Annotated in this window: 23 protein-coding genes and 1 pseudogene; 14 read left to right on the top strand and 10 right to left on the bottom strand. The window is 66.8% G+C overall.

The annotated features are described in order from the left end of the window. The first annotated feature begins 19 nt into the window (after positions 1–19). On the top strand, positions 20–148 hold the full coding sequence (locus tag P3W97_RS11080) for a hypothetical protein (protein ID WP_367184611.1): 129 nt from the start codon (positions 20–22) through the stop codon (positions 146–148). Between the two features lie 258 nt (positions 149–406). Here P3W97_RS11080 and P3W97_RS11075 read toward each other — a convergent pair. The 4 genes and pseudogenes from P3W97_RS11075 to P3W97_RS08400 form a co-directional block, all read right to left on the bottom strand. Continuing rightward, a pseudogene (locus tag P3W97_RS11075) lies at positions 407–892 on the bottom strand (sulfite exporter TauE/SafE family protein); the annotation flags it as partial. 132 nt (positions 893–1,024) lie between these two features. Continuing rightward, entirely contained in the window at positions 1,025–1,801 is a 777-nt protein-coding gene (hyi, locus tag P3W97_RS08410) for a hydroxypyruvate isomerase (RefSeq protein ID WP_300845756.1), read from the bottom strand. A 96-nt stretch (positions 1,802–1,897) separates the two neighbouring features. Next, positions 1,898–3,442, bottom strand: a complete 1,545-nt coding sequence (gene glpK / locus P3W97_RS08405) for a glycerol kinase GlpK (RefSeq protein WP_300845754.1) — start codon at positions 3,440–3,442, stop codon at positions 1,898–1,900. A gap of 8 nt (positions 3,443–3,450) precedes the next feature. Beyond that, positions 3,451–4,245 carry a DeoR/GlpR family DNA-binding transcription regulator gene (locus tag P3W97_RS08400; protein ID WP_300845752.1) on the bottom strand — a complete coding sequence of 265 codons (795 nt, stop codon included), beginning with the start codon at positions 4,243–4,245 and terminating at the stop codon, positions 3,451–3,453. A gap of 140 nt (positions 4,246–4,385) precedes the next feature. Here P3W97_RS08400 and glpD point away from each other — a divergent pair, with 140 nt between their 5' ends. The 6 genes from glpD (at position 4,386) to ugpQ (ending at position 10,996) form a co-directional block, all read left to right on the top strand. Then, complete coding sequence (glpD, locus tag P3W97_RS08395; RefSeq protein WP_300845750.1) at positions 4,386–5,942, top strand: glycerol-3-phosphate dehydrogenase; 1,557 nt, start codon at positions 4,386–4,388, stop codon at positions 5,940–5,942. Between the two features lie 124 nt (positions 5,943–6,066). Next, positions 6,067–7,386: a sn-glycerol-3-phosphate ABC transporter substrate-binding protein UgpB gene (gene ugpB, locus P3W97_RS08390; RefSeq protein WP_300845748.1), complete on the top strand. Its 1,320-nt coding sequence runs from the start codon at positions 6,067–6,069 to the stop codon at positions 7,384–7,386. Between the two features lie 24 nt (positions 7,387–7,410). Beyond that, complete coding sequence (ugpA, locus tag P3W97_RS08385) at positions 7,411–8,292, top strand: sn-glycerol-3-phosphate ABC transporter permease UgpA (protein WP_300845746.1); 882 nt, start codon at positions 7,411–7,413, stop codon at positions 8,290–8,292. A 1-nt stretch (position 8,293) separates the two neighbouring features. Then, positions 8,294–9,148 (top strand): sn-glycerol-3-phosphate ABC transporter permease UgpE, encoded by an 855-nt coding sequence (ugpE, locus tag P3W97_RS08380; RefSeq protein ID WP_300845744.1) that lies wholly within the window; start codon positions 8,294–8,296, stop codon positions 9,146–9,148. 18 nt (positions 9,149–9,166) lie between these two features. Continuing rightward, positions 9,167–10,180 (top strand): sn-glycerol-3-phosphate ABC transporter ATP-binding protein UgpC, encoded by a 1,014-nt coding sequence (gene ugpC, locus P3W97_RS08375; protein WP_300845741.1) that lies wholly within the window; start codon positions 9,167–9,169, stop codon positions 10,178–10,180. 12 nt (positions 10,181–10,192) lie between these two features. Further along, positions 10,193–10,996 (top strand): glycerophosphodiester phosphodiesterase, encoded by an 804-nt coding sequence (gene ugpQ / locus P3W97_RS08370; RefSeq protein ID WP_300845739.1) that lies wholly within the window; start codon positions 10,193–10,195, stop codon positions 10,994–10,996. On the opposite strand, the gene mnmH is transcribed toward ugpQ, so the two are convergent. Continuing rightward, positions 10,993–12,057, bottom strand: coding sequence for a tRNA 2-selenouridine(34) synthase MnmH (mnmH, locus tag P3W97_RS08365; protein ID WP_300845737.1), 1,065 nt, complete (start codon positions 12,055–12,057; stop codon positions 10,993–10,995). The genes ugpQ and mnmH overlap by 4 nt on opposite strands. Positions 12,058–12,101: 44 nt before the next feature. Here mnmH and selD point away from each other — a divergent pair, with 44 nt between their 5' ends. Then, positions 12,102–13,178, top strand: a complete 1,077-nt coding sequence (selD, locus tag P3W97_RS08360) for a selenide, water dikinase SelD (protein ID WP_300845735.1) — start codon at positions 12,102–12,104, stop codon at positions 13,176–13,178. 20 nt (positions 13,179–13,198) lie between these two features. Here selD and P3W97_RS08355 read toward each other — a convergent pair whose 3' ends face one another. Then, entirely contained in the window at positions 13,199–14,158 is a 960-nt protein-coding gene (locus P3W97_RS08355) for a zinc ABC transporter substrate-binding protein (protein WP_300845733.1), read from the bottom strand. Between the two features lie 82 nt (positions 14,159–14,240). On the opposite strand from P3W97_RS08355, the gene P3W97_RS08350 reads away from it, so the two are divergent. After that, positions 14,241–14,747, top strand: a complete 507-nt coding sequence (locus P3W97_RS08350; protein WP_300845731.1) for a hypothetical protein — start codon at positions 14,241–14,243, stop codon at positions 14,745–14,747. A gap of 37 nt (positions 14,748–14,784) precedes the next feature. Here P3W97_RS08350 and P3W97_RS08345 read toward each other — a convergent pair whose 3' ends face one another. Next, positions 14,785–15,249, bottom strand: coding sequence for a rhodanese-like domain-containing protein (locus P3W97_RS08345; RefSeq protein ID WP_300845729.1), 465 nt, complete (start codon positions 15,247–15,249; stop codon positions 14,785–14,787). Between the two features lie 385 nt (positions 15,250–15,634). Next, positions 15,635–17,575, bottom strand: coding sequence for a glutamine--fructose-6-phosphate transaminase (isomerizing) (glmS, locus tag P3W97_RS08340; RefSeq protein ID WP_300845726.1), 1,941 nt, complete (start codon positions 17,573–17,575; stop codon positions 15,635–15,637). 127 nt (positions 17,576–17,702) lie between these two features. Here glmS and P3W97_RS08335 point away from each other — a divergent pair, with 127 nt between their 5' ends. Continuing rightward, complete coding sequence (locus tag P3W97_RS08335) at positions 17,703–18,248, top strand: Lrp/AsnC family transcriptional regulator (RefSeq protein WP_300845723.1); 546 nt, start codon at positions 17,703–17,705, stop codon at positions 18,246–18,248. A 27-nt stretch (positions 18,249–18,275) separates the two neighbouring features. On the opposite strand, the gene glmU is transcribed toward P3W97_RS08335, so the two are convergent. Further along, positions 18,276–19,682 carry a bifunctional UDP-N-acetylglucosamine diphosphorylase/glucosamine-1-phosphate N-acetyltransferase GlmU gene (gene glmU, locus P3W97_RS08330; RefSeq protein WP_300845720.1) on the bottom strand — a complete coding sequence of 469 codons (1,407 nt, stop codon included), beginning with the start codon at positions 19,680–19,682 and terminating at the stop codon, positions 18,276–18,278. A gap of 98 nt (positions 19,683–19,780) precedes the next feature. Between glmU and purU the strand changes: the two genes are divergently transcribed. Together purU and P3W97_RS08320 are read left to right on the top strand one after the other, a co-directional pair. Further along, positions 19,781–20,629, top strand: a complete 849-nt coding sequence (gene purU, locus P3W97_RS08325) for a formyltetrahydrofolate deformylase (RefSeq protein WP_300845718.1) — start codon at positions 19,781–19,783, stop codon at positions 20,627–20,629. Positions 20,630–20,642: 13 nt separating this feature from the next. Further along, complete coding sequence (locus tag P3W97_RS08320) at positions 20,643–21,512, top strand: LysR substrate-binding domain-containing protein (protein WP_300845715.1); 870 nt, start codon at positions 20,643–20,645, stop codon at positions 21,510–21,512. Positions 21,513–21,549: 37 nt separating this feature from the next. Here the strand turns inward: P3W97_RS08320 and P3W97_RS08315 are convergent, their stop codons facing one another. Next, positions 21,550–21,975, bottom strand: coding sequence for an Hsp20/alpha crystallin family protein (locus P3W97_RS08315; RefSeq protein WP_300845713.1), 426 nt, complete (start codon positions 21,973–21,975; stop codon positions 21,550–21,552). A gap of 240 nt (positions 21,976–22,215) precedes the next feature. Between P3W97_RS08315 and P3W97_RS08310 the strand changes: the two genes are divergently transcribed. Then, positions 22,216–23,715: an FAD-linked oxidase C-terminal domain-containing protein gene (locus P3W97_RS08310; RefSeq protein WP_300845711.1), complete on the top strand. Its 1,500-nt coding sequence runs from the start codon at positions 22,216–22,218 to the stop codon at positions 23,713–23,715. Positions 23,716–23,802: 87 nt separating this feature from the next. Continuing rightward, a complete protein-coding gene (locus P3W97_RS08305; protein ID WP_300845708.1) occupies positions 23,803–25,539 on the top strand; it encodes an ATP-binding protein in 1,737 nt (578 codons plus the stop codon). The last annotated feature ends 279 nt before the right edge of the window (positions 25,540–25,818 follow it).

Genomic DNA, 25,818 nt, shown 5'->3' with positions numbered 1-25,818 from the left:
CGTGGGTGGCGGGTCCCTGATGACGCCGCTGCTGCTCTACGGCTGTGGGGTGCAGCCGCATCTGGCGGTGGGCACGGATTTGCTGTGTGCCGCCTGCACCAAAAGTGCCGGGGCGGTGTCGTTTGCGCGCCATCGCATGGTGCCGTAGCGGGAGGTGGCGCAGTTGACCGGTGGTGGCGTCGCCGGGGCCGGCCTGATGCTGCTGCTGGCCCGTGTGGGCACAGCCGATCCGGCGGTGCACGCGGCGATCAAGATGACGCTGGGCATCATGCTGTGGCTGACCGCCGCAGCCACCGCCTACAAGGTGATCCGCGCCGGTTGGTGGTGGCGCAGCGCCGCGGGACTGCAGCGCGCCCGCCCCCACCGAGGTCAGCGTCACCAGCGCCCCGATCAAGGCGCCCACCGCCAAGGGCCCCCAGCGCCAGCGGGGGCGCTGCTGCTCGGCATCCGGCACCTCGGCGTGCGCGACGGCGCGCTGCAGTCCTGCGGCGCTGCGCCACCACCAACCGGCGCGGATCACCTTGTAGGCGGTGGCTGCGGCGGTCAGCCACAGCATGATACCCAGCGTCATCTTGATCGCCGCGTGCACCGCCGGATCGGCTGTGCCCACACGGGCCAGCAGCAGCAGCATCAGGCCGGCCCCGGCGACGCCACCACCGGTCAACTGCGCCACCACCCGCCACGGCACCATGCGATGGCGCGCAAACGACACCGCCCCGGCACTTTTGGTGCAGGCGGCAAACAGCAAATCCGTGCCCACCGCCAGATGCGGCTGCACCCCAAAGCCGTAGATCAGCAGCGGCGTCATCAGGGAACCGCCACCCACGCCAGTCAGCCCCACGATAAAACCAACCGTCGCTCCACCCAGGATATAGGCCCATTCGATCGTCATGGGACGGCACTGTAGGCGGAGCGAAACGGATCACAAACGACTTTTTCGTGGTTTCTTCATAACCAAATGACATAAAAATCAAAGCTACGCTGAGAGCCCGTCACTCACCCCCAGCCAGGGCGGGGGCACCGTTTAGGCCCATGCCCGCAGCCAGCCAAGCCCATCTTCGGTCGCCGCGCGCGGCCGGTATTCACAGCCCACCCAGCCGCCATAGCCCAGCCGGTCCAGCTCGCCGAGCACGGCGGCCCAGGCAATCTCGCCGCTGCCCGGCTCGTGGCGACCCGGGTTGTCGGCGATCTGCACATGCCCCATGCGGGCCAGGTGGCGCCGCAGCGTGCCGATCAGCTCGCCCTCCATGCGTTGCGCATGGTAGAGGTCGTACTGCAGCGCGACATTGGGCTCGCCCACGGCGTCGAGCACATCTAAGGCCTGCGCCGTGCGGTGGATGAAAAAGCCCGGCACCTCATGCGTGTTGATCGGCTCCAGCAACAGCTGGATGCCGTGCGGCCGCAGCGCGCGCGCGGCCCAGCGCAGGTTGTCGATCAGCACTTGGCGCGCCTGCACCGCTGGGACACCCGGCGGCGCCACACCCGCGATGGTATTGAGGCGCGGCACTGCCAGCGCCCGCGCGTAGTCCAGTGCGCGGGCGACGCCTTCGCGAAACTCGGCCACCCGGTCGGGATGGCAAGCGATACCACGCTCGCCGCCAGCCCAGTCGCCCGCCGGCAGGTTGTGCAGCACCAACGGTACAGCAGCGTCGCGCAGCGCAGCGCGCCAGTCATCCACGGCCGCCTCGTAGGGAAACTGCACCTCCACCCCCGCGAAGCCGGCGCGCGCCGCCGCGGCCGGGCGCTCGAGCAGCGGCCGCTCGGCAAACAACAGCGACAGGTTGGCGGCAAAGCGAGGCATGGCGGCGCGGCGACGGATGACAGACGTGAAAGTTGGATGGCGATCCCGTGGACCGGACGGTGCGGGGATGGTAGCGCAGCGGCTGGGCTGCGGCGTTTAGTCGCTCGGGGCCAACGCCGCAGGCTCGACGCCAGTCAACACTTGCCGCACAGCCTGCTGCCAGCGGGCCATCTGTGCTTCGGCCCAGGCGCGCGGGCGCTGCGGCTCGAAGCGGCGTTGCAGCCGCCACAGCGCGCGCAGCTCATCCAGCCCAGCGTAAACACCTGCCTGCAGGCCCGCCAACCACGCCGCGCCCAGGGCGGTGGTTTCGGTCACGGCGGGACGCAACACCGGGATACCGAGCAGATCCGCTTGAAACTGCATCAACAAGTCGTTGACCGCCGCACCGCCATCGACGCGCAGCTCACGCACCCCCCCAGCGCCGTTGGCCTGCGCATCGGCATTCATGGCCTGCAGCAGCTCCGCGCTCTGAAATGCGATCGACTCCAATGCGGCGCGCGCGATGTGCGCCATGGTGGTGCCGCGGGTCAAGCCCACCAGCGCGCCGCTGGCACGAGGCTGCCAATGCGGAGCGCCCAGCCCGGTAAAGGCGGGCACCAGCACCACACCGCCCGCGTCTGGCACACTCTCGGCCAGCGCCTGCACCTCGGCGCTGGCGCGAATGGCACGCAATCCATCGCGCAGCCACTGCACCACCGCACCGCCGACGAAGACGCTGCCCTCCAGCGCAAACGACGCCCCCTGCCCAGGCGGCTGCGCCGTGGCAGTGGCCAACAAACCGTGCTGCGAGACCGCGACTTGCCGGCCCGTATGCAGCAGCAGGAAACAGCCCGTGCCGTAGGTATTCTTGGCCAGCCCGGCATCGAAGCATGCCTGCCCAAACAGCGCCGCCTGCTGGTCCCCCGCCATGCCCGAAATCGGCAGCGGCGGCAGCTCCAAATCAGGCGCTTGCAGCACCGCGGGATCGAGCTCACCAAAAGGATGGCTGGAGGGGTAGACCGCTGGCAGCCACGCCGCCGGCAGGTCAAACGCGCGCAGCAGTTCATCGCACCAGCTGCCAGCGCGCAAATCCCACAGCAACGTACGCGCGGCATTGCTGACATCGGTGGCATGCACCCGGCCGCCCGTCAGGCGATACAGCAACCAGGCGTCGATTGTCCCGAAGGCCAGCTCCCCTGCCTCGGCTCGTGCGCGCAGACCGGCCACATGGTCCAGCAGCCAACGCAGCTTTCCCGCCGAAAAATAGGCATCCAGCCGCAGGCCGGTGAGGGCATGCGCGCGCGGCTGCAATCCCTGGTCGCGCCATTGCGCGCATGCCTCCTCGGCACGGCGGTCCTGCCAGACGAGGACTCGGTGCACCGCCTGGCCCGTGGCACGCTCCCACACCACGGTGGTCTCGCGTTGGTTGGTCACCCCCAGTGCCCGCACGCGCCGCACCGCTGGGCCCAACTGGCGCAACACATCCACCAGCGTGGCACGCTGGGTCTGCCAGATTTCCTCGGCATCGTGCTCAACCCAGCCCGGCTGCGGAAAATGCTGGGTGAACTCGCGCTGTGCCTGCGCGACGATGCGGCCTTCGCGATCGAACGCGATGGTGCGCGAGCTCGTGGTGCCCTGATCCAGCGCCAACAGCAGGTCCATGTTCGTCCTCACACCTTGGCCACCACACAGGCCACGTCCGCCTCACGCAGCAGCGCATCAAAAGGCGGCGGCGGTGCGCGGTCGGTGTAGATTCGCGTGAGCTCGGCCAGGTGACCAACCTCCACCATCGCCGGGCGGCCAAACTTGCTGTGATCGGCGCACAGCCACGTCTGGCGGGCGTGCTCGATGATGGTGCGCGCGGCCTTGACTTCGCGCACATCGTAATCGCGCAGCGTCCCATCGGCCTCGATGCCAGAGATGCCGATCAGCGCGATGTCCACCCGGAACTGGCGCAGGAAATCGATCGTGACCTCACCGACGATGCCACGGTCACGCGCCCGCACCACCCCCCCGGCGATGATGACCTCGCACTCCGGGTTATCCGCCAGGATGGCCGCCACATTCAGGTTGTTCGTGATGACACGCAAACCCCGATGCTGCAGCAGCGCACGCGCCACCGCCTCGGTGGTGGTACCGATGTTGAGGATCAGCGAGCAGTCTGCCGGCACGTCGTGCGCCACGGCGCGTGCAATGGCTTCTTTGGCCACGGCGTTGAGGGTTTGGCGCTGGCGGTAGCCCAGATTCTCTACCGTAGACACCGGTGTGCGCACACCACCGTGATAGCGCGACAACAGTCCCCGTTGTTCCAATTCGCGCACATCGCGGCGCACCGTTTGCAGCGTCACCCCAAAGCGCTGCGCCAGCGCCTCGATGGTCAACGAGCCGGCCTGCCGCACAGCAGCCAGCAGTTCGCTTTGGCGCGGATTGAGGGCACGCCGGCGCAGCACAGCGGGATTGGACATGCGGCCAATGGTAACGCAGCGCAACAAGCACGTCGTCCAGACAAAAGAGAGAAGTCCGGACGAAAACCCATTTCACAAGAAAAATATCAAAATCGAGTAATATCGAAAAATTACGAACCATTTTGTTTCGCCTCTATCCCATGCTGCCATCATCCGCACCCCCTGCTGCGCCGCACGCTCCAATCAATGTGGACGTCCTGATCGTCGGCGGTGGCATCAACGGTTGTGGTATCGCGCGCGAGCTGGCCGGTCGCGGGGCGCGCGTACTGCTGTGTGAACAGGACGACCTGGCCGGGCACACCTCCTCGGCCTCTACCAAGCTGATTCACGGCGGCCTGCGTTATCTGGAGTACGGCGAGCTGGGCCTGGTGCGCAAAGCGCTGGCCGAGCGCGAGGTGCTGCTGCGCATCGCCCCGCACTTGATCGAGCCAATGCGCTTCGTGGTGCCGCATGACGCCAGCATGCGCCCAATCTGGATGATCCGACTGGGTCTGTGGCTATACGACCACTTGGCTCGGCGCGAACTGCTGCCGGGTTCGCAAACGCTCGACCTGCACTGTGACCCCGCCGGCGCGGCGCTACAGCCTCGGTGGCGCCGGGCTTTTGCCTACAGCGACGGTTGGGTCGATGACGCCCGGCTGGTGATACTCAACGCCATGGACGCGGCCAGCCGCGGCGGCATGGTGCTGACACGCACACGTTGCGAACAGCTGCGACCCGTCGGCGAGCGCTGGCGAGCTGAGCTGCGCAACGCCAACGGGCATGTGCGCTCGGTACTGGCTCGCGCGGTGGTCAATGCCACCGGGCCTTGGGCCGAGGCCTTCCTGCGCGGGCCAGCTGGCCTGATTGCGCATCGCCATCTGCGTCTGGTGCGCGGCAGCCACATCGTGGTGCCGAGGCTGCCACGGCACGATACCGCCTATTTGCTGCAGGCCAGCGACCGCCGTGTCCTGTTTGCCATTCCCTATGAGCAGCGCTACACGCTGATTGGCACCACCGATGTCGAGCATGAGGGCGACCCTGGGCAAGCCTTAGCCGACGCCGCCGAGATCGACTACCTGTGTCGGGAGGCCAGCCGCTATCTGCGCACACCGGTGCAGCCAAGCGATGTCGTGTGGCACTACAGCGGCGTGCGTCCGTTGCTGGACGACGGCGCCCAAGCGTCGTCCGTCACGCGCGACTACCGTCTCGAACTGGATACCCAGGCTGGCGCGGTGATGCTGACGGTATGGGGCGGGAAAATAACCACCTACCGCACACTGGCGTTGGAGGCGGCGCGGCGACTGGGTCCGTGGCTGCAGCTCCAAACCCGGCATGACTGGACCGCTGCGGCACCCCTGCCGGGCGGTGACATGGAGACCCTCGTCGGTCCCGGCGTCTTGTCGGCCCGCTCGCGTTTTACGCAGTATCTGCACGCACGCTGGCCATGGCTGCCGCAGGACCTGGCAGCGCGCTGGGCACGCAGCTACGGCACACTGGCGCTGACCTGGCTAGACGGCGCTCGGGCAGCCGGGGACCTCGGCATGGAGGTCGCGCCGGGGCTGTTCGAGGCCGAACTGCGGCACCTGGTACAGCACGAGTGGGCGCGCAGCACCGAGGATGTGTTGTGGCGGCGCAGCAAGCTGGGACTGCGGCTGAAAGGCGCCGCCGTGCAGCGCGTGGCGGATTGGCTGGGGCGCTATGCGCCATCGTGCTGAAGCCCGAAAAACCCAGCCCCCATTGACATCGGCTCGACCGTCACTAAACTGTCATCTGTAGTTCGGATACTAACGGCGCGTTTCTTCTGTTTTCGCTTTTGTTCCAATACACCCAGGAGTTGTGATGCACAAACCCCTCAAACACCTGTTGGCGGCCACTCTGGCCACAATCGGCATGACGGCCGCCCAAGCACAAACCGAGATCGTTTGGTGGCACTCGATGGGAGGCGCACTGGGCGAGTGGGTCAACGACCTGGCCAGCGAATTCAACGCCAGCCAGAAGGATTACAAGGTAGTGCCTGTCTTCAAGGGCAGCTATGACGAGTCCATGACGGCAGCGATCGCGGCCTTTCGCGCTGGCAACGCACCGCACATCCTTCAGGTGTTCGAGGTCGGCACCGCCACGATGATGAGCAGCCGCAATGCCATCGTACCGGTGGCCGAAGTCATGAAGAAAGCCGGTGTGACCTTCGATCCCAATGCGTATGTCGATGCCGTCAAGGGCTACTACACCGCGCCCAACGGTCAAATGCTGAGCTTTCCGTTCAACAGCTCCACCACGGTGCTGCATTACAACAAGGATGCCTTCAAGGCCGCCGGGCTGGATCCCAACAAGCCACCCAAGAGCTGGCCAGAGGTGGCGCTGGCAGCAGCCAAACTCAAGACTTCGGGCCACAAGTGCCCCTTCACCACGAGCTGGCAGGGCTGGACGCAACTGGAGAGCTTCTCGGCCTGGCACAACGTCGAATATGCAACGAAAAACAATGGCTTTGGTGGGTTGGATGCGCGCCTGGCGTTCAACAGTCCGCTGCATGTGCGCCATATCGAAAACTTGGCGAACATGGCCAAGCAAGGACTTTTCCTCTACAAAGGCCGCGGCAGCGCAGCCGATGCCACCTACGTCTCGGGTGAGTGCGCAATGATGACCGGATCCTCGGCGCTGTATGGCAATGTGAAGCGCAACGCCAAGTTCGACTTTGGCATCTCCACGCTGCCCTTCTATCCCGATGTGCCGGGTGCGCCGCAAAACACGGTCATCGGCGGTGCCAGTCTCTGGGTCATGGCGGGCAAGCAAGAGGCCGACTACAAGGGCGTAGCGCAGTTTTTCGCCCATCTGTCCAAGCCCGAGGTGGCCGCCAAGAGCCACCAGCGCACCGGCTACCTGCCTGTGACCAAGGCGGCCTACGAACTGACAGAAAAGGCAGGCTTCTACAAACAGAACCCCGGTACCGACGTGTCGGTAGAGCAGATGATCCGCAAGACCACCGACAAGTCGCGCGGCATCCGGCTCGGCAACTTCGTCCAGATTCGCGCCATCGTGGATGAAGAGCTGGAACAGGTCTGGGCTGGCAAAAAAGAGGCCAAACAGGCGCTGGATGACGCCGTTCGCCGCGGCAATGAACAACTGGAGCGCTTCCAGCGTGCCAACCAGGGCCGGCTGTGAGCCGACCCACATCGGACCGCCTCGATGGAAAAACGCGTGCGCTTTCGGGGTCGCTGGCTGCCTTGGTTGCTGGTGGCTCCGCAGCTCGCCATCGTGATCGTCTTTTTCTTCTGGCCAGCCGGCCAAGCGCTGCTGCAAAGCGTGCAGGAGCAGGACGCGTTTGGCCAGTCGGTCACCTTTGTCGGGCTGGACAATTTCCGCCGCCTTCTGGCCGACCCGCTGTACCTGCAGTCGTTCCGCATCACGGCGGTGTTTTCGTTGCTGGTGGCCGTCATCGGCTTGTCGGTGTCGCTGCTGCTGGCGGTGATGGCCGACCGCGTGGTGCGTGGCGCGCGGGCGTATCGCACCATGCTGATCTGGCCTTATGCGGTGGCCCCGGCGGTCGCCGGCGTGTTGTGGATGTTCATGTTCGCCTCGCCCATGGGCGTGGTGGCCTGGGCGCTGCAAAGCATCGGCGTGGAGTGGAACCACCGGCTCAACAGCAGCCACGCGCTGACGCTGATCGTCCTGGCCGCGGTATGGAAGCAGATCTCGTACAACTTTCTGTTTTTTCTGGCCGGCTTGCAAGCCATCCCGCGCTCGCTGATCGAGGCCGCCACGCTGGATGGCGCCAGTCCCTGGCGGCGCTTTTGGACCATCGTCTTTCCGCTGTTGTCGCCGACCGCGTTCTTCCTGCTGGTCATCAACGTGGTGTATGCCTTTTTCGACACCTTTGCGATCATCGATGCCACCACACAGGGCGGCCCCGGCAAGGACACCGCCATCCTCGTCTACAAGGTTTATCACGACGGCTTCAAGGCGCTGGACATGGGCGGCTCGGCGGCGCAGTCGGTGATTCTTATGACCCTCGTCATCGCGCTGACGGTGGTGCAGTTCCGCTTCATCGAGCGCCGAGTGCAGTACTGACATGGTCGAACGACGTCCCTGGCTCGATGCACTGGCCCACGCCATTTTGATCGTCGGCGCGGCTGTGGTGGCATTTCCGGTACTGCTGACGCTGGTGGCGTCCACACAGAGTGCAGAGCAGATCACCACCAGCCGACCGTTGTCGCTGTTGCCGGGCCCTCACCTGTTGGAAAACTATCGGCTGGCGCTACTGGGTGGCGAGACCAGCACCGGAAGTCGATTCGCGCCGGCTCTGCCAATGCTGGGCGTCAGCCTGGTGATGGCGCTGTCGATCACCATCGGCAAAATCGTGATCTCGCTGCTGTCGGCATTTGCCATCGTCTATTTCCGCTTCCCATTGCGGGGGCTGGTCTTCTGGGCCATCTTCGTCACCCTGATGCTGCCGGTGGAGGTGCGCATCGGTCCGACCTATGAGGTGATTGCCAATCTCGGCATGCTCAACAGCTATGCCGGCCTGACCATTCCACTGATCGCTTCGGCGACCGCGACGTTCCTATTTCGGCAATTTTTTCTGACGGTCCCCGACGAGTTGGTGGAAGCTGCGCGTGTCGACGGCGCCGGGCCCTTGCGCTTTTTCTGGGACGTGCTGCTGCCAATGTCGCGCACCAGCATCGCGGCGCTGTTTGTGATTCAGTTCATCTACGGCTGGAACCAATACCTGTGGCCACTGCTGGTGACCACCGATGAGTCGATGTATCCGATCGTCCTCGGCATCAAACGCCTGATCGCCGGCGAGGCCTATACCGAATGGAACATCGTGATGGCCACCGCCATGCTGGCGATGCTCCCCCCGGCGGTGGTCGTGCTGGCGATGCAGCGCTGGTTCGTCAAGGGCCTCGTCGATAGTGAAAAATAACGTCTGATCCTCACTTGCATGGCCAGTTTGCATTTCGACCGTGTCGTCAAGCGCTACGACACCACACGCCACCAAAGCTTCACGGCCATTCACGGCCTGAGCGCCGAAGTCCACGATGGCGAGTTTGTTGTCATCGTCGGCCCGTCTGGTTGCGGCAAATCGACCCTGCTGCGTATGGTAGCGGGGCTGGAGACCGTCAGCGACGGCACCATCCGCATCGGCGCGCGCATCGTCAACGAACTGGAGCCCGCCCAGCGCGATATCGCGATGGTGTTCCAAAACTACGCGCTCTATCCACACATGTCGGTGTTCGACAATATGGCCTATGGGCTAAAGCTGCGTGGCGTGCCCAAGGACGAGATTCGCCAGCGCGTCGAGCAAGCCGCGCGGATCCTGGAGCTGGAGCCACTGCTGGGACGCAAGCCACGCCAGCTTTCCGGCGGCCAGCGCCAGCGCGTGGCCATGGGCCGCGCCATCGTGCGTCAGCCCCAGGTCTTCTTGTTCGACGAGCCGCTGTCCAATCTGGATGCCAAACTGCGTGTGCAAACCAGACTAGAGATCCAAAAACTGCATCGGGAGCTGGGTGTCACCAGCCTATTCGTCACGCATGACCAGGTCGAGGCGATGACGCTGGCGCAGCGCGTCATGGTGATGAACGCTGGCCGCATGGAGCAGTTCGGCACGCCTGAGGAGGTTTACCACCGACCGGCCACGACCTTCGTGGCCACCTTCATCGGCTCACCGGCGATGAACCTGCTGCGTGGGGTACCCGGCAGCGCCGACGGTCGGTTGCTTGGCGTGCGGCCCGAGCATTTGCTGGTGGACGAGGCGGGCCAAGGCTGGTCGGTCGCGGTGGAGGCACTGGAGCTGCTCGGCGCCGAGCGGCTGATTTATGGCCGCACGCACGGCCAGCCGATCACCGTGCGCGTCGCAGAGAGCCATCCATGTCATCCCAAGGTGGGCGATATCCTGTATGTGCGCCCGATGCACGACCGGTTGCACACCTTTGACGCCGCCGGCCAACGCGTCTGAACGAGCCATCCTATGGGCTATCCCACGGCACCCGTGACCGACCCTGCTACCCCGTGGCCTTTTCCGCGCTGGATCGCACACCGCGGCGCAGGTCGGCTCGCCCCGGAAAATACCTTGGCCGCCTTCGAGCTTGGCTGGCGACTGGGCTGGCGCGCATTCGAGTGCGATGTCAAGCTCTCCGCCGACGGGGTGCCGTTTTTGCTGCACGACGCGACGCTGGAGCGCACCACCGACGGCCGAGGTGTCGCCGGCGAGTGCACCTGGGAGGCGCTGGAGCGGCTGGACGCCGGCGGGTGGCACAGCACGGCTTATGCCGGCGAGCCACTGCTGCGGCTGGATCGACTGGTCGATTGGGCGCTGCCGCGCGGCGCACTGCTCAATCTTGAAATCAAGCCGACCCCGGGCACCGAGGCAGCCACGGGTGCTCAGGTGGCCTGCGCCGCCGAGGCACGGTGGCGCGCGCACGGGGCTGGCCAGCCCGGGGGGCCACCGTGGCCGCTGCTGACTTCGTTTCAACCGGCGGCGCTGCAGGCGGCGCAGGAGGTCTGCGCACACCTGCCGCGCGGGCTGCTGCTCGACAACCTATGGCCGGGCTGCTGGACGGTGGCGCGCAGCCTGGGGTGCGTGGCAGTGGTGCTCAACCATCGGCTTTGTTCACCCGCTCTGCTGGCCGAACAGCGCGCCGCTGGCTGGCGCACATTGGCCTACACCGTCAACGACGCCGCGCGTGCCGAGGCGCTGTTGGACTGGGGGCTGGATGGGATCATCACCGACCGGGTCGATGCGCTCGGCCCTGCTCGGCTGCCCACGGCCTAAGGCGCGACCGGCTCGGCAGCCGCCGGATGTAGCCGCGCGGCCGCTTCGGCCAATGCCCTATCGTTTAAGGCGGGCAGCTCCAGCGTCGTGATCGGCAGGCCGTGTGTGCGCAGGTGACGCTGGTAGAGCGGGTCGTAGTGGTGGGTCATCAACTCCGCAAAAAGCTCGGGCAACTGCCCCGCCTGCGCCCAGGCCTGCCAACGGGCCAATGTGTCATTGGCGTGCAGGCCGTGCAGTGCCGACAAGCGCAACGCCAGCGCCTGCGGATCCTGCCCGAGCCAGGCATAGTCCTGCAGCACCAGCGCCAGCCGTTCGGCAAACGGCACCTTCACCTGCACGCGCGGGGCGCGCTGCAGCGCGATGGCCATCGCCATGGGCAGTTGCAAAGCGCCAATCTTGCGGCTTTCGGCTTCCACCCAAACCGGCAGCGCGGGGTCGAAGCGCCGCAGCGCATGCACGAGCGCCGTGTCGAAGGCTTTCTGGCTGGGCTGCGGCTGCCCGTCGGGCCATGCCCCCAGGATGGATCCACGGTGGCGCGCCAGCCCCTCCAGATCGAGCACTTGCGCCCCACGTGCGGCCAATGCCTGCAGCAGCCGCGTCTTGCCGCTGCCTGTGGGGCCGGCGATCACCCGCCAGTGCAGCGCTGGCGGCAGGCTATCGAGTTGCTCCACCACCCAGCGCCGGTAGGCCTTGTACCCCCCTTGCAACTGCGCCGCCGCCCAGCCGATCTGCCGCAGCCACAAGGCAAACGCGCCGCTGCGCTGCCCGCCGCGCCAGCAGTACACCAGCGGACGCCAACGGGCTGGTCGGTCCTGCATGACCGCCTCGATGTGGCGGGCGATGTTGCGCGCCACCCAGGCCCCGCCGATGCGCCGGGCCTCGAAAGCGCCGGTCTGCTTGTACAGTGTGCCGACGATGCGGCGTTGCTCGTCGTCGAGCACGGGCAGATTGATGGCGCCAGGCAGGTGGTCGAGCGCATATTCCGCCGGGCTGCGGGCATCGATCAGCGTGTCGAATGTGCCGATCTGGTCCAGGGTGACAATATCTGGTTTGGCGGCCATGGCAAGGCTGCGAAGACTGCCCTACGGCAAATGGGATGACGATAATGAACACCGAGACACGCGACCCGAACCGGCTGACCGCTTGGGCCCACGGCGGCGGTTGCGGCTGCAAGATCGCCCCCGCTGTGCTGCAACGACTATTGGCCCAGGTACCGCCGCACCTGGCGCCCCCCGAGCTGCTGGTCGGCACAGCCACCAGCGATGATGCCGCAGTCTACCGCCTGCGCGACGACCTGGCACTGGTGGCGACCACCGATTTCTTCACGCCCGTCGTGGACGATGCCCTCGATTTCGGTGCCATCGCGGCCACCAACGCGCTGTCGGATGTGTACGCCATGGGCGGCCAGCCGCTGCTTGCGCTGGCACTGGTGGGCATGCCCATCCAGCAATTGCCCGAGGCGGTGATCGCCCGCGTGCTGGAAGGCGGGGCAGCGGCTTGCCGTTCGGCTGGGGTGGTGCTGGCGGGCGGGCATTCCATCGACACCGTGGAGCCGATCTATGGCCTGGCTGCCATCGGCACCGTCCACCCCGACCACATCCAGACCAATGCCGGTGCGCAGCCAGGCGACCTGTTGGTGCTGGGCAAGCCCCTGGGCATCGGTGTGCTCTCTGCAGCGCTGAAAAAGGGGCGGCTGGATGCCGACGGGTATGCCCAAATGCGGCGCTGGACCCTGCTGCTCAACCGCGCGGGGGCCGCGATCGGACCCCTGCCCGGGGTGCATGCGATGACGGATGTGACCGGCTTCGGTCTGGCTGGCCACCTGCTGGAGATGTGCCGTGCGGCTGGCTTGCTGGCCAGCGTGGACAGCGCCGCCGTGCCTGTGCTCGAGGTCAGCCGCTCGCTGGTGCTACAAGGCGTGCGGACCGGCGCGTCGGAGCGCAACTGGGCCAGCTACGGCGAGGCGGTGGACCTGTCTGCCCTGCCCGAGGACGATCGCCCCCTTTGGCAGGCGCTGGTGACCGATCCACAAACCAGCGGCGGCCTGCTGGTGGCGTGTGCGCCCGAGGCGCTGCAGGCCGTGCAGGCCGCGTTCGTGCAGGCGCAGGGTCAGCCCGGCTGGGTGATCGGGCGGCTGCAGACCGTCGCCACTGGAGCGAAGCCTGGTCTGCGTCTGTGCTGATCGCGCCCGAGGCTCAGCGCTCAGCGCGCCGCGCCCCGGATCGCCTCCACCATGGCACGGGTGTTGTGGCGCATCAGCGACACATAATCCGAGGCCGGGCCATCACCAGGGGACAGCGCATCCACATACAAGGGAATCGGCGAAGGCCGCACCCCCGTCTCGCGCGCGATCTGTTCGATCAGCCGCGCGTCGGCCAGCCGCTCCACGAAAATGGCGCGCACCTGCTCGCGCTGGATCTGGCGAATCAAGCGGGCCACCCCCGCCGCTGAGGGTTGGCTGTCGGTGGACACCCCCTGCGCGGGCAGAATATGCACTCCATACGCGTGGGCGTAGTATCCCAGCGCGTCGTGCGAGGTGACCACCTTGCGTTGCGCAGGCGGAATCGTCGCCCAGGCTTGGCGAATCTCCTGATCCAGCGATTGCAGCACCTGGGTGTATGCATCGGCCCGCTCCCGGTAGTATGCGCAACGGGTCGCATCCGCACTACACAGCGCCTGCGCGATGCGTTGCACATAACCGATGGTCTGCTGCACATCCTGCCAGGCGTGGGGGTCGGCCTCGCCATGGGCGTGGCCATGGTGGTCGTGGCCCTTCGCCTTCAATGGCTTGATCCCATCCGTGACGCGCAGCACGGCGCCACGGTAGGCGGCGTTGCGCAGCAGGCGCTCCATCCAGCCCTCGAAGCCCAGACCATTGAGCACCACCAGCCGGGCACCCGCCACCCGCCGAGCATCCGCCGGCGACGGCTGGAACACATGCGCATCGGCATCGGGGCCCACCAGCGCGTCCACCTGCACTCGATCGCCCCCGACCTGGCGCACCAGGTCGGCCAAAATGCTGAAGCTGGCGACCACGGGGATGGCCGCCTCCGCCTGCGCCTGCGCAGATGGAGCTCCTGCCCAGATCGCCACGGCCAGGCCCGCGGCCCCACGCATCAACCCGCGTCGTGACCATGGCGTATCACCAAAAGATTCCGACATGCATACACTCCTTCGGCCTGCCGGCCGGCGACATTGACAGAAAATAGCGCATGCATCATCGTAATGCAACTTTGTGGCGTTTATGACCAACTCCCTGCCCGCCCCCCTGATGGAACGCCTGCGCGCCCACGGCTTGCGGCTGAGCCGCGCGACCCAGACAGTCGTGGCCCTGCTGGCCCAGCCTCCACGGCGCGTCTGGCGCCACGCCACCCTGCAGCAGGCGCTGCAGGCGCAAGGCGTCGTGGTGGATCGGGTGACGCTGTATCGGCTGCTGGAGCGCCTGCATGCCGCCGGCCTGGTGCGCTGTCTGGCGGGTGACGCCCCCCAGGAGCGCGCGCGGGCTTGGGTCTGGTGCGACGGCGACGCGCATCCCGCACTGCATGCGGTCTGGGCATGCGACACCTGCCACCGCCAACTGGATCTGGAAGAACTGCCCGAGGCCCTGCGGCAAGCCGCGCATCTGTGGCAGGCGCAACTCGAGGCGCTGGGGCACCAGGGGGCGCGGCTGGACCTCGCCTGGCATGGCACCTGCCAGGACTGCGCCTCCAGCGATTCCGCACCCAGCGCGACAAAGCCCGCCGCCCCCTGAGCAAATGAATGGCCTGGCCTGCGAAAACAGCGGCCTATCAATGGCGCGCGGGCGCTGTGGCGGCTGCGGCGGCGTCGAACCCGCCCTTGGCCTTCCACTCCTCCATGCCGCCCTGGAGGATGCGCACGTTGTCCCAGCCCGCTACCCGTAGCGCAAAGCCCGCCTGCGCCGACAGAGAGCCGGTGTTGCAGTAAATCAGCACCATGCGGTCGCGGGGGATTTCGCTGCGGCGCGCCAGCACCTGGCGCCATTCGATATTGATCGCACCGGGAATATGCCCCTTGGCATATTGGGTCGCATCGCGGGCGTCGATGACCATGATGCGGGCCCAGTCCTCCCGCGGAATCTGTTCAGCAAAGATCACCCCGCCACCGTAGTCGGCGAAGTCCAGATAGGCCGCCATCTCGTCGATCAAGGCGGCTTTGTTGTCGGCGCGGGCCACGGGGGCCAGCGTCAGGCTGGCCGCCATGGCGGCCGCAAGGGCACAGGGGCGCAGGGGCATGTGGGCTCTATCGATCCGTCTATGTGCAAGAGCCGATATCCTAACCCTGACTCAGCCGTTTGATCTGCTCGGCCATTTGATCTGATTTCTTGGACCTGGCCTGGGCCACTCCCCCCTGCCGCGGGGATGTCCGGAGTGCCATGGCGCGCCGAGCCGAGGAGTTCGCCGGCTGCCACCCTTCAAACCGAGACGAGGCTCACCGACCGCAACCAGACGACGGCGATGGCGTCCTTCCTTGGCCTGCTGGCTCGGGAGATGGCCGAGCTGCCGGCCGATGCACGCGCAGACGCTTCGCACCTTGATCGGCAAGCCGACTCGGCGTATTCTGGGCGGCGGAACCAGACTCGGCCCCCGCCGTGCGGCATCGCGCAGCGGCTGCACGGCGCTACTCCACCGTCACACTCTTGGCCAGGTTGCGCGGCTTGTCTACATCGGTGCCGCGCTGGCAGGCGGTGTGGTAAGCCAGCAGCTGCAGCGGCACCACGTGCAGGATCGGGCTCAGGTCGCCGTAGTGCTCCGGCATGCGGATGATGTGCAGGCCCTCGCCACTGGCGATGCGCGTGTCGGCATCGGCCAGCACATACAGCACACCGCCGCGCGCGCGCACCTCCTGCATATTGCTCTTGAGCTTTTCCAGCAACGCGTCGTTGGGCGCCACCGTCACCACCGGCATCGCGCCAGTCACCAGCGCCAGCGGCCCGTGCTTGAGCTCCCCCGCCGGATAGCCTTCGGCATGGATATAGCTGATCTCCTTGAGTTTGAGCGCACCCTCCAGCGCGATCGGATAGTGCGGGCCGCGGCCGAGGAACAGTGCGTGCTCCTTGGCGGCGAAGTCCTCGGCCCAGCGGATGACCTGCGGCTCCAGCGCCAACACCGCCTGCAACGCCGCCGGCAGGTGGCGCAGCGCACGCAGGTGGCGCGCCTCGTCCTCGGCCTTCAGGCGCCCCTTGGCCTGCGCCAGCACGAGCGTCAGCAGGAACAACGCCGCCAGCTGCGTGGTGAACGCCTTGGTGCTGGCCACGCCGATTTCGACACCGGCACGCGTGACATAGGCCAGCTCGCACTCGCGCACCATGGCGCTGGTGGCGACGTTGCAAATCGCCAGCGTCTGGCGCATGCCCAGCGCCTGCGCGTGGCGCAGCGCGGCCAGCGTGTCGGCGGTTTCGCCGCTTTGGCTGACGACCACCACCAATGTGCTCGGATCCGGGACGCTTTCGCGGTAGCGATATTCACTGGCGATCTCCACCGCAGTCGGCAGGCCAGCAATCGCCTCCAACCAGTAGCGCGCCACACAGCCAGCATAGTGACTGGTGCCGCAGGCCAGGATCAGCACACGGTCGATATCGGCGAACACACGCCAGGCCGCACGCGAGCGGATACCGTGGTCGTCGAACAGCTCCGGGACGATACCCTCGACACCCTCCAGTGTGTCCGCCAGCGCCCGCGGCTGCTCGAAAATCTCCTTCTGCATGTGGTGGCGGTAGGGGCCCAGCGCGACGTCCTGGCTGCCCACCTGCACGGTCCTGACCGGGCGTGCGGCACCATCCAGGGTACGCCCGTCCGCCCCCACGATGCGGTAGCGCCCCAGCGCCACATCGACCAGATCCCCCTCGGCCAAGAACACGATGCGGTCGGTGACGCCCGCCAGCGCCAGCGCATCGCTGGCCACGTAATGGGCGGCCGGGCCGTCCACCGCCGTGCCCAGGCCCAGCACCAGCGGGGAGCCGGCGCGTGCCCCCACCAGGCGCTGCGGCTCGGCGTGGTGCAGCACCGCCAGCGCATATGCGCCCCGCAGGCGGGCCGTGGCTGCGCGCACCGCTTCCAGCAAATCGCCGTCGTACAGGCTGTCGATCAGGTGCGCGACGACCTCGGTATCGGTCTGGCTCTCGAACACATAGCCGCGCGCCTGCAGCTCGGCGCGCAGGGCCTCGTGGTTTTCGATGATGCCGTTGTGCACCAGCGCCACGCGCGCCGGCCGCTCGCCCGCGCGCACCCCGGGACCGTGGCTGACGTGCGGATGCGCATTGGCCGTGGTGGGTGCGCCGTGCGTCGCCCAGCGCGTGTGGGCAATGCCCGTGGCCGCGCGCAGCCCCTCTGCCTGTACCTGCGCGCGCAGCTCGGTCACCCGTGCCGTGCTGCGAGCGCGCGCCAGCCCGCGGGCCGCCGCCTCGACAGGGGTCATCCGCCCCGCAGCGTCGGCCAACGGCGCCCCCAGATGCACGGCCAGCCCGCACGAGTCATATCCCCGGTACTCCAGCCGCTGCAGGCCTTGCACCAACACGCCCACCACGTCCGTGGTGCCCACCGCCCCGACGATTCCACACATCGATCCGTCCTCCGCATCGTGTCATGCCAAGCCGATAGCGTACGGATTCAGCCCAGTCGTGGGTTTACATTTTCAATTTGAAGGCGTAATTTTTTTCCGTCTTTTGATATTGATATAATCTTTTTTCATGAGATGGACTTTTTCAAATAATTTTTCCATCGACGAGCGGGATCTGGCGCTGCTGGATGCGCTGCAAAACGACGCGGCGCAGCCCCTCCACGCCCTGGCGGCACACTGCGGCGTCTCTGCACCCACCGTGTTGCGGCGCGTGCGCCGGCTGGAGGCGGCGGGTCTGATCGAGCGCCGCATCGCCATCCTGCAGCCCGAGCGGCTGGCCGCCGTGCTGGGCGAGGGACTGACCGCCATCGTCGAGATCGGCCTGGAGCGCCAGGGCGACGAATACCTGCGGGCCTTCGAGGCCCGCGCCGTGGCCGAGCCCGCGGTGCAACAGTGCTACCGCGTCAGCGCGGGCCCGGACTTCGTGCTGGTGGTGGCAGCCCGCGACATGTCCGACTACCACGCGCTGGCGCAGCGCTTGTTCACCGAACAGGGCAATGTGCGCCAGATCAAGGCTTATTTCAGCATTCGGCGCAGCAAATTCGACCCGCGGCTGCCGTTGCCCACCGGGCCCGGCCATCGGGAGACAGACAAACCCGCGGCCGCCAGCGCATGAGTTTGGTTCATCCTTCTCCCTTGCCGATCAGCCCGCCGACTTGCTCGGTCGCCGCCAGTTGGGCACCGTCACCGCTTTGGCGCGTGCCACCGTCAGCGCACCCGCGGGCGTGTCTTTGGTCACCGTGCTGCCGGCGCCCACCGTGCCACCCGCCCCGAGGGTAACGGGGGCGACCAGCACGCAATTGCTGCCGACGTGCACATCGGCCTCGATCACCGTGTGGTGTTTGCGCGCACCATCGTAGTTGGCGGTGATGCTGCCCGCCCCGTAGTTGACCCGCTCCCCCACCGTGGCATCGCCCAGATAGGCCAGGTGATTGGCCTTGGCGCCTGCAGCGAGCGTGGCGTTTTTCACCTCCACGAAGTTCCCGATGTGCACCTCGGGCCCCAACCGGGCGCCGGGACGCAATCGAGCGAACGGCCCCACCCGGGCTTGGACCCCCACCGACACGCCCACGGCCCCGCCGTCGATGTGCGTAAAAGGCTCGATGATCGCGCCCGCGTCCACCGTGGCATGGGCAATGACGCAATTGGCACCCACACGCACGCCATCGCCCAGCACGACGCGGCCCTCGAACACGCAGTTGACATCGATCTCCACATCTTGGCCGCACACCAACTCTCCGCGAATATCCAACCGAGCCGGGTCCGCCAGCCGCACCCCTTGCGTCATCAGCATCTGGGCGATTCGGTGCTGGTAGGCGCGCTCCAGCGCGGCCAGTTGAGCCGGCGTGTTGACCCCTGCCACCTGGAGCGGATCATCGATGCGATGCGCCACCACCGGCACGCCGTCGGCCGCAGCAAACTTCACCACATCGGTCAGGTAGAACTCGCCTTGGGCGTTGCGGTCATCCAGCCGGGACAGCCAGGCGCGCAAACGCTGCGTCGGCGCGGCCAGAATGCCGCTGTACACCTCCTGGATCCGACGCTGCGCATCGCTGGCATCCTTTTCTTCGACGATGGCATGGACGGCACCGCGTTCGTCGCGCACGACACGGCCGTAACCGTGCGGATCGGTCAGATCGACGGTGAGCAGCGCCAGCGCATCGGCGCCCGCGGCGCGCTGGGCTGCCAGCAGCGCCGCCAGGGTTTCTGGCTGGGTCAGCGGCACATCGCCGCACAGCACCAGCGTGATGCCGTCATCCGCCAGCAGCGGGATGGCCTGCTGCACAGCGTGCCCAGTGCCCCGCTGCGGCTCCTGCCGCACCGCCTGCCACGGCAGCCCATCGGCCAACCCGGGCAGCGCCGCCTCGACCACGTCGGCACCATGGCCGGTGACCACCACCGTGCAGCGAGCCGACAACCCCCGCGCCATGCCGATCACATGGGCGAGCAACGGGCGGCCGGCCAATCGCTGCAGCACCTTGGGGTAAGCGCTTTTCATGCGCGTGCCCTTGCCAGCAGCCAGAATGATGACGTCCACGGGACGGTGCATGGATTCCTCCGAAATGGGTCGTGGGCTTTGGGCGCCGATTATCGATCTGCGCCCTGCCGGCTGCGCCGCCACCGTTCAAACTGCGACAATCGTCGACCATGCAAGACACCTATGTACTTACCCTATCCTGTCAGGACAAGCCCGGCATCGTGCACGCCGTCTCGGGCTTTCTGCTGGAGCAGGGCGGCAACATCGAGGAAGCGGCCCAGTTCAACGACCGCGACAGCGGCCGCTTTTTCATGCGCGTGCAATTCACCTGCCCAGGCCGCGATACCGCCGCCCTGCGCGCCGCGGTGCAGACATTCGGCCAACACAACGGCATGGCGTGCAGCCTGCATCCCTGGCACGAGCCGATGCGCACCGTCATCTTCGTCAGCCAACAGGGCCACTGCCTCAATGACCTACTGTTCCGCTGGAAAAGCGGCCTGCTGCGGCTGGACATCCGTGCCATCGTCAGCAACCATCGCGATTTCTATCAACTGGCCGCCAGCTACAACGTACCGTTTCACCACATCCCGGTGACGGCCGACACCAAGGCGCAGGCCGAGATGCGTCAGCTCGACATCATCGAGCAAGAGGGCGCCGAGCTCGTCGTGCTGGCGCGCTATATGCAAATCCTGTCGGACGGCATGTGCCAGCAGCTCGCCGGCCGCGCCATCAATATCCACCACAGCTTCCTGCCCAGCTTCAAAGGCGCCAAGCCCTACTACCAAGCGCACGAGCGCGGCGTCAAGCTGATTGGTGCGACCGCGCACTACGTCACCGCTGACCTGGACGAAGGTCCGATCATCGAGCAGGACGTGGCGCGTGTGGACCATGCGATGACGGTGGAGGACCTGACGGCCATTGGCCGCGACACCGAAAGCCAGGTGCTGGCCCGTGCCGTGAAATGGCACAGCGAACACCGGGTGCTGCTCAACGGTCAGCGTACCGTGGTTTTCCGCTGAACAGGCACGGGCCATGTCCACGCGCATCCCCCCCATCCAGTGCTTGCTGACCTTCGAGGCGCTGGCGCGTCTGCGCAGCGTCACGCAGGCCGCCGACGAGCTCTGTGTGACACCCAGCGCGGTCAGCCACCGCATCCGGCAGCTGGAAGAGCAATTGGGCGTCAAGCTCTTTGGACGGGCAGACTTCTCCCTGACCACGGAGGGCAGTGAGTATTTGGCCCAGGTGCGCGAAGGGTTGACGGCGCTGCAGCGCTTTCCCAGCCGCAACGCCACACCCGGGCGGCGCAAGCTGCGGCTGGCCGTGACGCCCACCTTCGCGCGCTCGATCGTGATGCCACGCCTCAGACATTTTGCTGAGGCTTATCCCGAGATCGACTTGACGCTTCAGGTCAGCATCCCGCTGCTGGATGTGGTGGCCGAGGACGCTGACCTCACCATCCGCTACGGCACCGGCCGCTATCAGGATGTGGAATTCACCTGCATCCTCAAGGACGAGGTCACGCCGGTGGCGTCGCCGGCCTTCGTGCGCGAGCATGGGCCGTTTGAGCGGCCCGAGGATCTGGAAGGCGTGCCGCTGCTGCGCAGCCCGCTGGAGCCGTGGCGCACCTGGTTCGCCGCGCACCACCTCGACTGGCCGGAGCCGACCGATGGCTCGCAATTCAACGATATCGGTCTGATGTGCGATGGCGCAGCCGCCGGCATGGGGGTGGCGCTGGTGCGCTTGAAGCTCGGCGCACCTTGGTTGGATAACGGCACTTTGGTGCGGCTGTATCCGCACAATGTGCCAAGCCCCCACGCGCATTATTTGTGCTGGCGCGCGGGGGCGATGGAGCGCTGGGAGTGCGCGACGTTTGCGGCTTGGCTCAAACAAGCGGTGGGCTGACGTCCCGTTCACGGGGCGCGCGCCGCGCTGGGCCGCATCACTCGATACGGATGCGCTTGCCGGCCACCGCCGCCTTCTTCGGCAGGGTCAACGTCAGCACGCCGTTGTCGTACTTGGCGCTGGCGCTCGATTCATCGACATCGCTCGGCAGGGCAAAGCTGCGCGAGACAGCGCCGTAGTAGCGCTCGCTGTGCAGCACCTTGTCGCCGTCGCGCTGGGCATCTTCTTGCTTGACTTCGGCCGCGATGGTGACCAAATTGTTTTCGACGGACACATGGATGTTGTCCTTGCCCACGCCGGGCATCTCGGCCGAGATGACGTAGGCCTGGTCGTTTTCCTTCACATCCACCTTGATCTGCTGCGGCAGCGGATCGCCATGCAGCGGTCGGACATAAAAGGCTGGCGCCATATCCCGGAAAAACTCATCGAACAGGCTCATGCGGCGCGGAATCAGATTGCTCATAGGTCAGTCTCCTTTTATGTGGAGGACGATCGATACCGATCGGGCCCGCCAGCGCCCCCACATCGCCGACGCAAGCCCATTGCTGTTATACCCTGTACATTGGGGCAAGGGGGTGAAACTTCAAGTCCCGCGCGCCTGTGGGCAGCCAGCGTACAGCGATTCACAGCGCATTCAAGGATTTTTCAGCCGCGCTGGCGTGTCCTGGCCTACACTGCAGCTATCCGCTTGCTGCCTGCTGCCATGACCGCCCACGATACCCCAGAATCCCACGCCGTCCGGCGCGCCGACCGCCAGGCCGAGGTGGTGCGCGCCCTGTCGCTGGTGCTGCCACCCCACGCGCTGCTGTGGACTCCCGAGGACACCACGCCGTACGAGTGCGACGGCCTGACCGCCTACCGCGAGCGCCCGCTAGCGGTGGCGCTGCCCGAGACCGAGGAGCAGGTGCAGGCCATCCTGCGCACCTGCCATTTGCTGAAAGTGCCGGTGGTGGCCCGCGGCGCCGGCACCGGCCTGTCCGGCGGCGCGCTGCCCCACCCGCTGGGGGTGACGCTGTCGCTGGCCAAGTTCAATCGCATCGTGCAGGTGGATCCGCTGTCACAGACCGCGGTCGTGCAGGCCGGCGTGCGCAATCTGGCGATCAGCGAGGCCGCCGCGCCGCACGGGCTGTACTATGCGCCCGACCCCAGCAGTCAAATCGCCTGCACCATCGGCGGCAATGTGGCAGAAAACTCCGGCGGCGTGCACTGCCTCAAGTACGGCCTGACGCTGCACAATGTGCTGAAGGTGCGCGGCTTCACCATCGAAGGTGAGCCAGTCACGTTTGGCGCGGACGCGCTGGACGCCCCTGGCCTCGATCTGCTGCCATTGATCGTGGGATCGGAAGGCATGCTGGCCATCACGCTGGAGGTGACGGTGCGGCTGACGCCGACGCCGCAGCTGGCGCGCTGCATCATGGCCAGCTTCGATGACGTACGCAAGGCTGGCGATGCGGTGGCGGCGGTGATTGCGGCCGGCATCATCCCCGCAGGGCTGGAGATGATGGACAAGCCGATGACCGCGGCGGTGGAGGACTTCGTCCACGCGGGGTATGACCTGGATGCCGAGGCCATTCTGCTGTGCGAATCCGATGGCACACCCGAGGAGGTGGCCGAGGAGATCGAGCGCATGAGCGCGGTGCTGCGCCAAGCCGGCGCCACCCGCATCGCCGTCAGCCGAGACGAGGCCGAGCGGCTGCGCTTCTGGAGTGGGCGCAAGAACGCCTTTCCGGCCAGCGGGCGCATCAGCCCGGACTACATGTGCATGGACTCCACCATCCCGCGCAAGCGACTGGCCGACATCCTCATCGCCATTGCGCAGATGGAGAAGAAATACGGCCTGCGCTGCGCCAACGTGTTCCACGCCGGCGACGGCAATCTGCATCCGCTCATTCTGTTCGACGCCAACGACCCCGACCAGCTCCACCGCGCCGAGTTGTTCGGCGCCGACATTCTGGAGACCAGCGTCGCGATGGGGGGCACCGTGACCGGCGAGCACGGGGTCGGCGTCGAAAAGCTCAACAGCATGTGCGTGCAGTTCAGCCCCGAGGAGCGCGAGCAGATGTTTGCCATCAAGCGCGCATTCGACCCCAACGAACTGCTCAACCCAGGCAAGGTCATCCCGACCCTGCAGCGCTGCGCCGAATACGGCAAGATGTTGGTGCGCGGCGGACGGCTGTCGCATCCCGATCTGCCGCGCTTCTGAGTACGCTTCGGACGGTAACACTCGGTGTAACCGGCCGGGTGCCTGAGCACGGACCGTGGCGCGGGGGCTTGCGCTACAGTTCACCTCATGCAGCCGCTGCCGCGCGACCCTTGGCCCACGCACCTGCCGCCGTCGTTCTTCTCGGCGCTGCCAGCCGATTCGACCAGCGATGCGGATGCGCACGACAAGGCGGGCGCCCCACCGCCTTCATCGGACGCCCTGTTGCGCCTGCTGCACGCCCTGCCCGACGGCGTGCTGAGCCTGGACGCCGACCTGCGCTGCCGCCATGCCAACCCTGCCGCGCAACCCTTGCTGCGCCCTCATCTGACCTGGGATCAGATCGACGGTCTGTCCTGGCACGAGGCCGTGGACGACGACTGGATCGACACCCTCTTGCCCTGGATGGCGCCGGCGCTGCGCGGCGAAGGCGGACACTTCGCCGTGCAGCATGAGCGCGGGGGAGCGGTCACCCACTGGGAGCTAACGCTGCTGCCCGACCGCAGCGACGCCGGCGTGGTGGGTGTGTTCTTACTGCTGCGGGACGAGACCGCGCGGCAGAGGCGACAGGCCGCCTTGCAGGAGCAGCAGCACGATTTACAGCGGCGACTACAGCAACAGGACGCCCGCTTGGCGCTGCAGCAGGCCCGTTGGCAGGCGCTGTCCGAAGGGCTGCACGATGCCGCGATTTTCTTTTTGGACACGCACGGCGCCATCCAAGATTGGCCGGCCAGCGCCGAGCGGCTGCTGGGCTACCGCGCCGAGGAGGTGATCGGCACCCGCGGCCCCGACACCCCACAGCAGCCACACCCTTTGCCTGCGGATGTGGCCCTGGCCCTGGAGCGTGCCAGTTTGCTGGGCCAGAGCGAATCGACGGGCTGGCTGCGCCGCGCCGATGGCTCACGGCTGTGGGCGCACACGGTGTACACCACGCTCACCGGCTTGGACGGCGAGCTTTTGGGCACTGCCTGCCTGGTGCGCGACATGACCGAAATCCGCCGCCTGGAGGAACTGCTGCGCGACCTCAACCAGGCCTTGGAGCGCAAGGTGGAGGAGCGCACCCGGCAACTGCTGGCGGCCAATCAGGACCTGGAAGCGTTTTCGTATTCGGTCTCGCATGATTTGCGCGCCCCCCTGCGGCATATCACCGCCTATGTGCAGTTGCTGCGCGAGGATCTGGGCCAGCCGCTGACACCCGATGTGGCGCAGGACCTGCACACCATCGAACAAGCCGCCGAGCACATGGGGCGACTCATCGAGGGGCTGCTGGCCTTTGCCCGGCTGGGCCGCGCGGAGGTCCAGCGGCAGCCCGTGGACATGCCCGACCTGCTGCGCAGCAGCCTCAACCGCGTGCAGCACGACCCGGCCCTGCGCCGCGCCGAGGGAGAGTGCGAGCTGCACCTGCCTGACGCCCTGCCCACGGTGGAAGGCGACCCGCTGCTGTTGTCGCAGGTCTGGGACAACCTGTTGGGCAATGCCTTCAAATACAGCCGTCCGCGTCGGCCGGCCATCATCGCCGTCGGTGCCGAACGACGCATGGGCCCGAGCGGCGCGCCAGAAGCGGTATTTTGGGTACGGGACAACGGCGTCGGATTCGATGCCGCGAGAGCCGAACGGCTATTCGGCGTTTTTCAGCGCCTGCACCGCGCGCAGGATTTCGAAGGCACGGGCATCGGTCTGGCCCTGTGCCGGCGCATCGTCGAGCGCCACGGCGGGCGCATCTGGGCCGATGGCCGCGCCGGCGAAGGAGCCACCTTCGCTTTCGCCCTGCCGCTGCAGCGCTTGCCCGCGTCCCCCGAGCCCGACTCGCCATCCGCTCTTGACTGAATGCGCGGCGAGCCCCGCCGCTGAGGGCGGGATCGGCGCGCGCGGACGGCATCGCCGTCTTCGGCTTTCGGTGTGGTATCGCTGCTGCGAGCGCAACGGTCGCACCGGTGGGTTGCTGATGCGCGAAGCCGTCAGCGTGGGCGCCTAGCCCGTTGGTTGGGCAGCGGGGAGGCGCCGCCCGAAGATTGCGCTGCCGACCCTCACCAGCGTGCTGCCCTCGGCGATGGCCAGCTCCAAATCGTCGCTCATGCCCATCGACAGCGTGTCGAAATCCTGCGG

It is taken from the genome of Tepidimonas sp. (assembly GCF_029335975.1).
Taxonomy (GTDB): domain Bacteria; phylum Pseudomonadota; class Gammaproteobacteria; order Burkholderiales; family Burkholderiaceae_C; genus Tepidimonas.
The sequence above is the reverse complement of the archived record's forward strand: the minus strand, read 5'-3'. Positions and strand labels throughout refer to the sequence as shown.

What these genes read in the sequence shown, in the direction of transcription:
- P3W97_RS08310 (WP_300845711.1), top strand. Translation starts at nt 22,216, where the DNA reads ATGACCGCCCACGATACCCCAGAATCCCACGCCGTCCGGCGCGCCGAC.
- glmU (WP_300845720.1), bottom strand. Translation starts at nt 19,682, where the DNA reads ATGCACCGTCCCGTGGACGTCATCATTCTGGCTGCTGGCAAGGGCACG.
- glmS (WP_300845726.1), bottom strand. Translation starts at nt 17,575, where the DNA reads ATGTGTGGAATCGTCGGGGCGGTGGGCACCACGGACGTGGTGGGCGTG.
- P3W97_RS08355 (WP_300845733.1), bottom strand. Translation starts at nt 14,158, where the DNA reads ATGTCGGAATCTTTTGGTGATACGCCATGGTCACGACGCGGGTTGATG.
- P3W97_RS08320 (WP_300845715.1), top strand. Translation starts at nt 20,643, where the DNA reads ATGTCCACGCGCATCCCCCCCATCCAGTGCTTGCTGACCTTCGAGGCG.
- P3W97_RS08305 (WP_300845708.1), top strand. Translation starts at nt 23,803, where the DNA reads ATGCAGCCGCTGCCGCGCGACCCTTGGCCCACGCACCTGCCGCCGTCG.
- P3W97_RS11080 (WP_367184611.1), top strand. Translation starts at nt 20, where the DNA reads ATGACGCCGCTGCTGCTCTACGGCTGTGGGGTGCAGCCGCATCTGGCG.
- ugpA (WP_300845746.1), top strand. Translation starts at nt 7,411, where the DNA reads ATGGAAAAACGCGTGCGCTTTCGGGGTCGCTGGCTGCCTTGGTTGCTG.
- selD (WP_300845735.1), top strand. Translation starts at nt 12,102, where the DNA reads ATGAACACCGAGACACGCGACCCGAACCGGCTGACCGCTTGGGCCCAC.
- glpD (WP_300845750.1), top strand. Translation starts at nt 4,386, where the DNA reads ATGCTGCCATCATCCGCACCCCCTGCTGCGCCGCACGCTCCAATCAAT.
- P3W97_RS08345 (WP_300845729.1), bottom strand. Translation starts at nt 15,249, where the DNA reads ATGCCCCTGCGCCCCTGTGCCCTTGCGGCCGCCATGGCGGCCAGCCTG.
- ugpE (WP_300845744.1), top strand. Translation starts at nt 8,294, where the DNA reads ATGGTCGAACGACGTCCCTGGCTCGATGCACTGGCCCACGCCATTTTG.
- P3W97_RS08315 (WP_300845713.1), bottom strand. Translation starts at nt 21,975, where the DNA reads ATGAGCAATCTGATTCCGCGCCGCATGAGCCTGTTCGATGAGTTTTTC.
- ugpC (WP_300845741.1), top strand. Translation starts at nt 9,167, where the DNA reads ATGGCCAGTTTGCATTTCGACCGTGTCGTCAAGCGCTACGACACCACA.
- P3W97_RS08335 (WP_300845723.1), top strand. Translation starts at nt 17,703, where the DNA reads ATGAGATGGACTTTTTCAAATAATTTTTCCATCGACGAGCGGGATCTG.
- hyi (WP_300845756.1), bottom strand. Translation starts at nt 1,801, where the DNA reads ATGCCTCGCTTTGCCGCCAACCTGTCGCTGTTGTTTGCCGAGCGGCCG.
- P3W97_RS08350 (WP_300845731.1), top strand. Translation starts at nt 14,241, where the DNA reads ATGACCAACTCCCTGCCCGCCCCCCTGATGGAACGCCTGCGCGCCCAC.
- glpK (WP_300845754.1), bottom strand. Translation starts at nt 3,442, where the DNA reads ATGGACCTGCTGTTGGCGCTGGATCAGGGCACCACGAGCTCGCGCACC.
- ugpQ (WP_300845739.1), top strand. Translation starts at nt 10,193, where the DNA reads ATGGGCTATCCCACGGCACCCGTGACCGACCCTGCTACCCCGTGGCCT.
- ugpB (WP_300845748.1), top strand. Translation starts at nt 6,067, where the DNA reads ATGCACAAACCCCTCAAACACCTGTTGGCGGCCACTCTGGCCACAATC.
- mnmH (WP_300845737.1), bottom strand. Translation starts at nt 12,057, where the DNA reads ATGGCCGCCAAACCAGATATTGTCACCCTGGACCAGATCGGCACATTC.
- P3W97_RS08400 (WP_300845752.1), bottom strand. Translation starts at nt 4,245, where the DNA reads ATGTCCAATCCCGCTGTGCTGCGCCGGCGTGCCCTCAATCCGCGCCAA.
- purU (WP_300845718.1), top strand. Translation starts at nt 19,781, where the DNA reads ATGCAAGACACCTATGTACTTACCCTATCCTGTCAGGACAAGCCCGGC.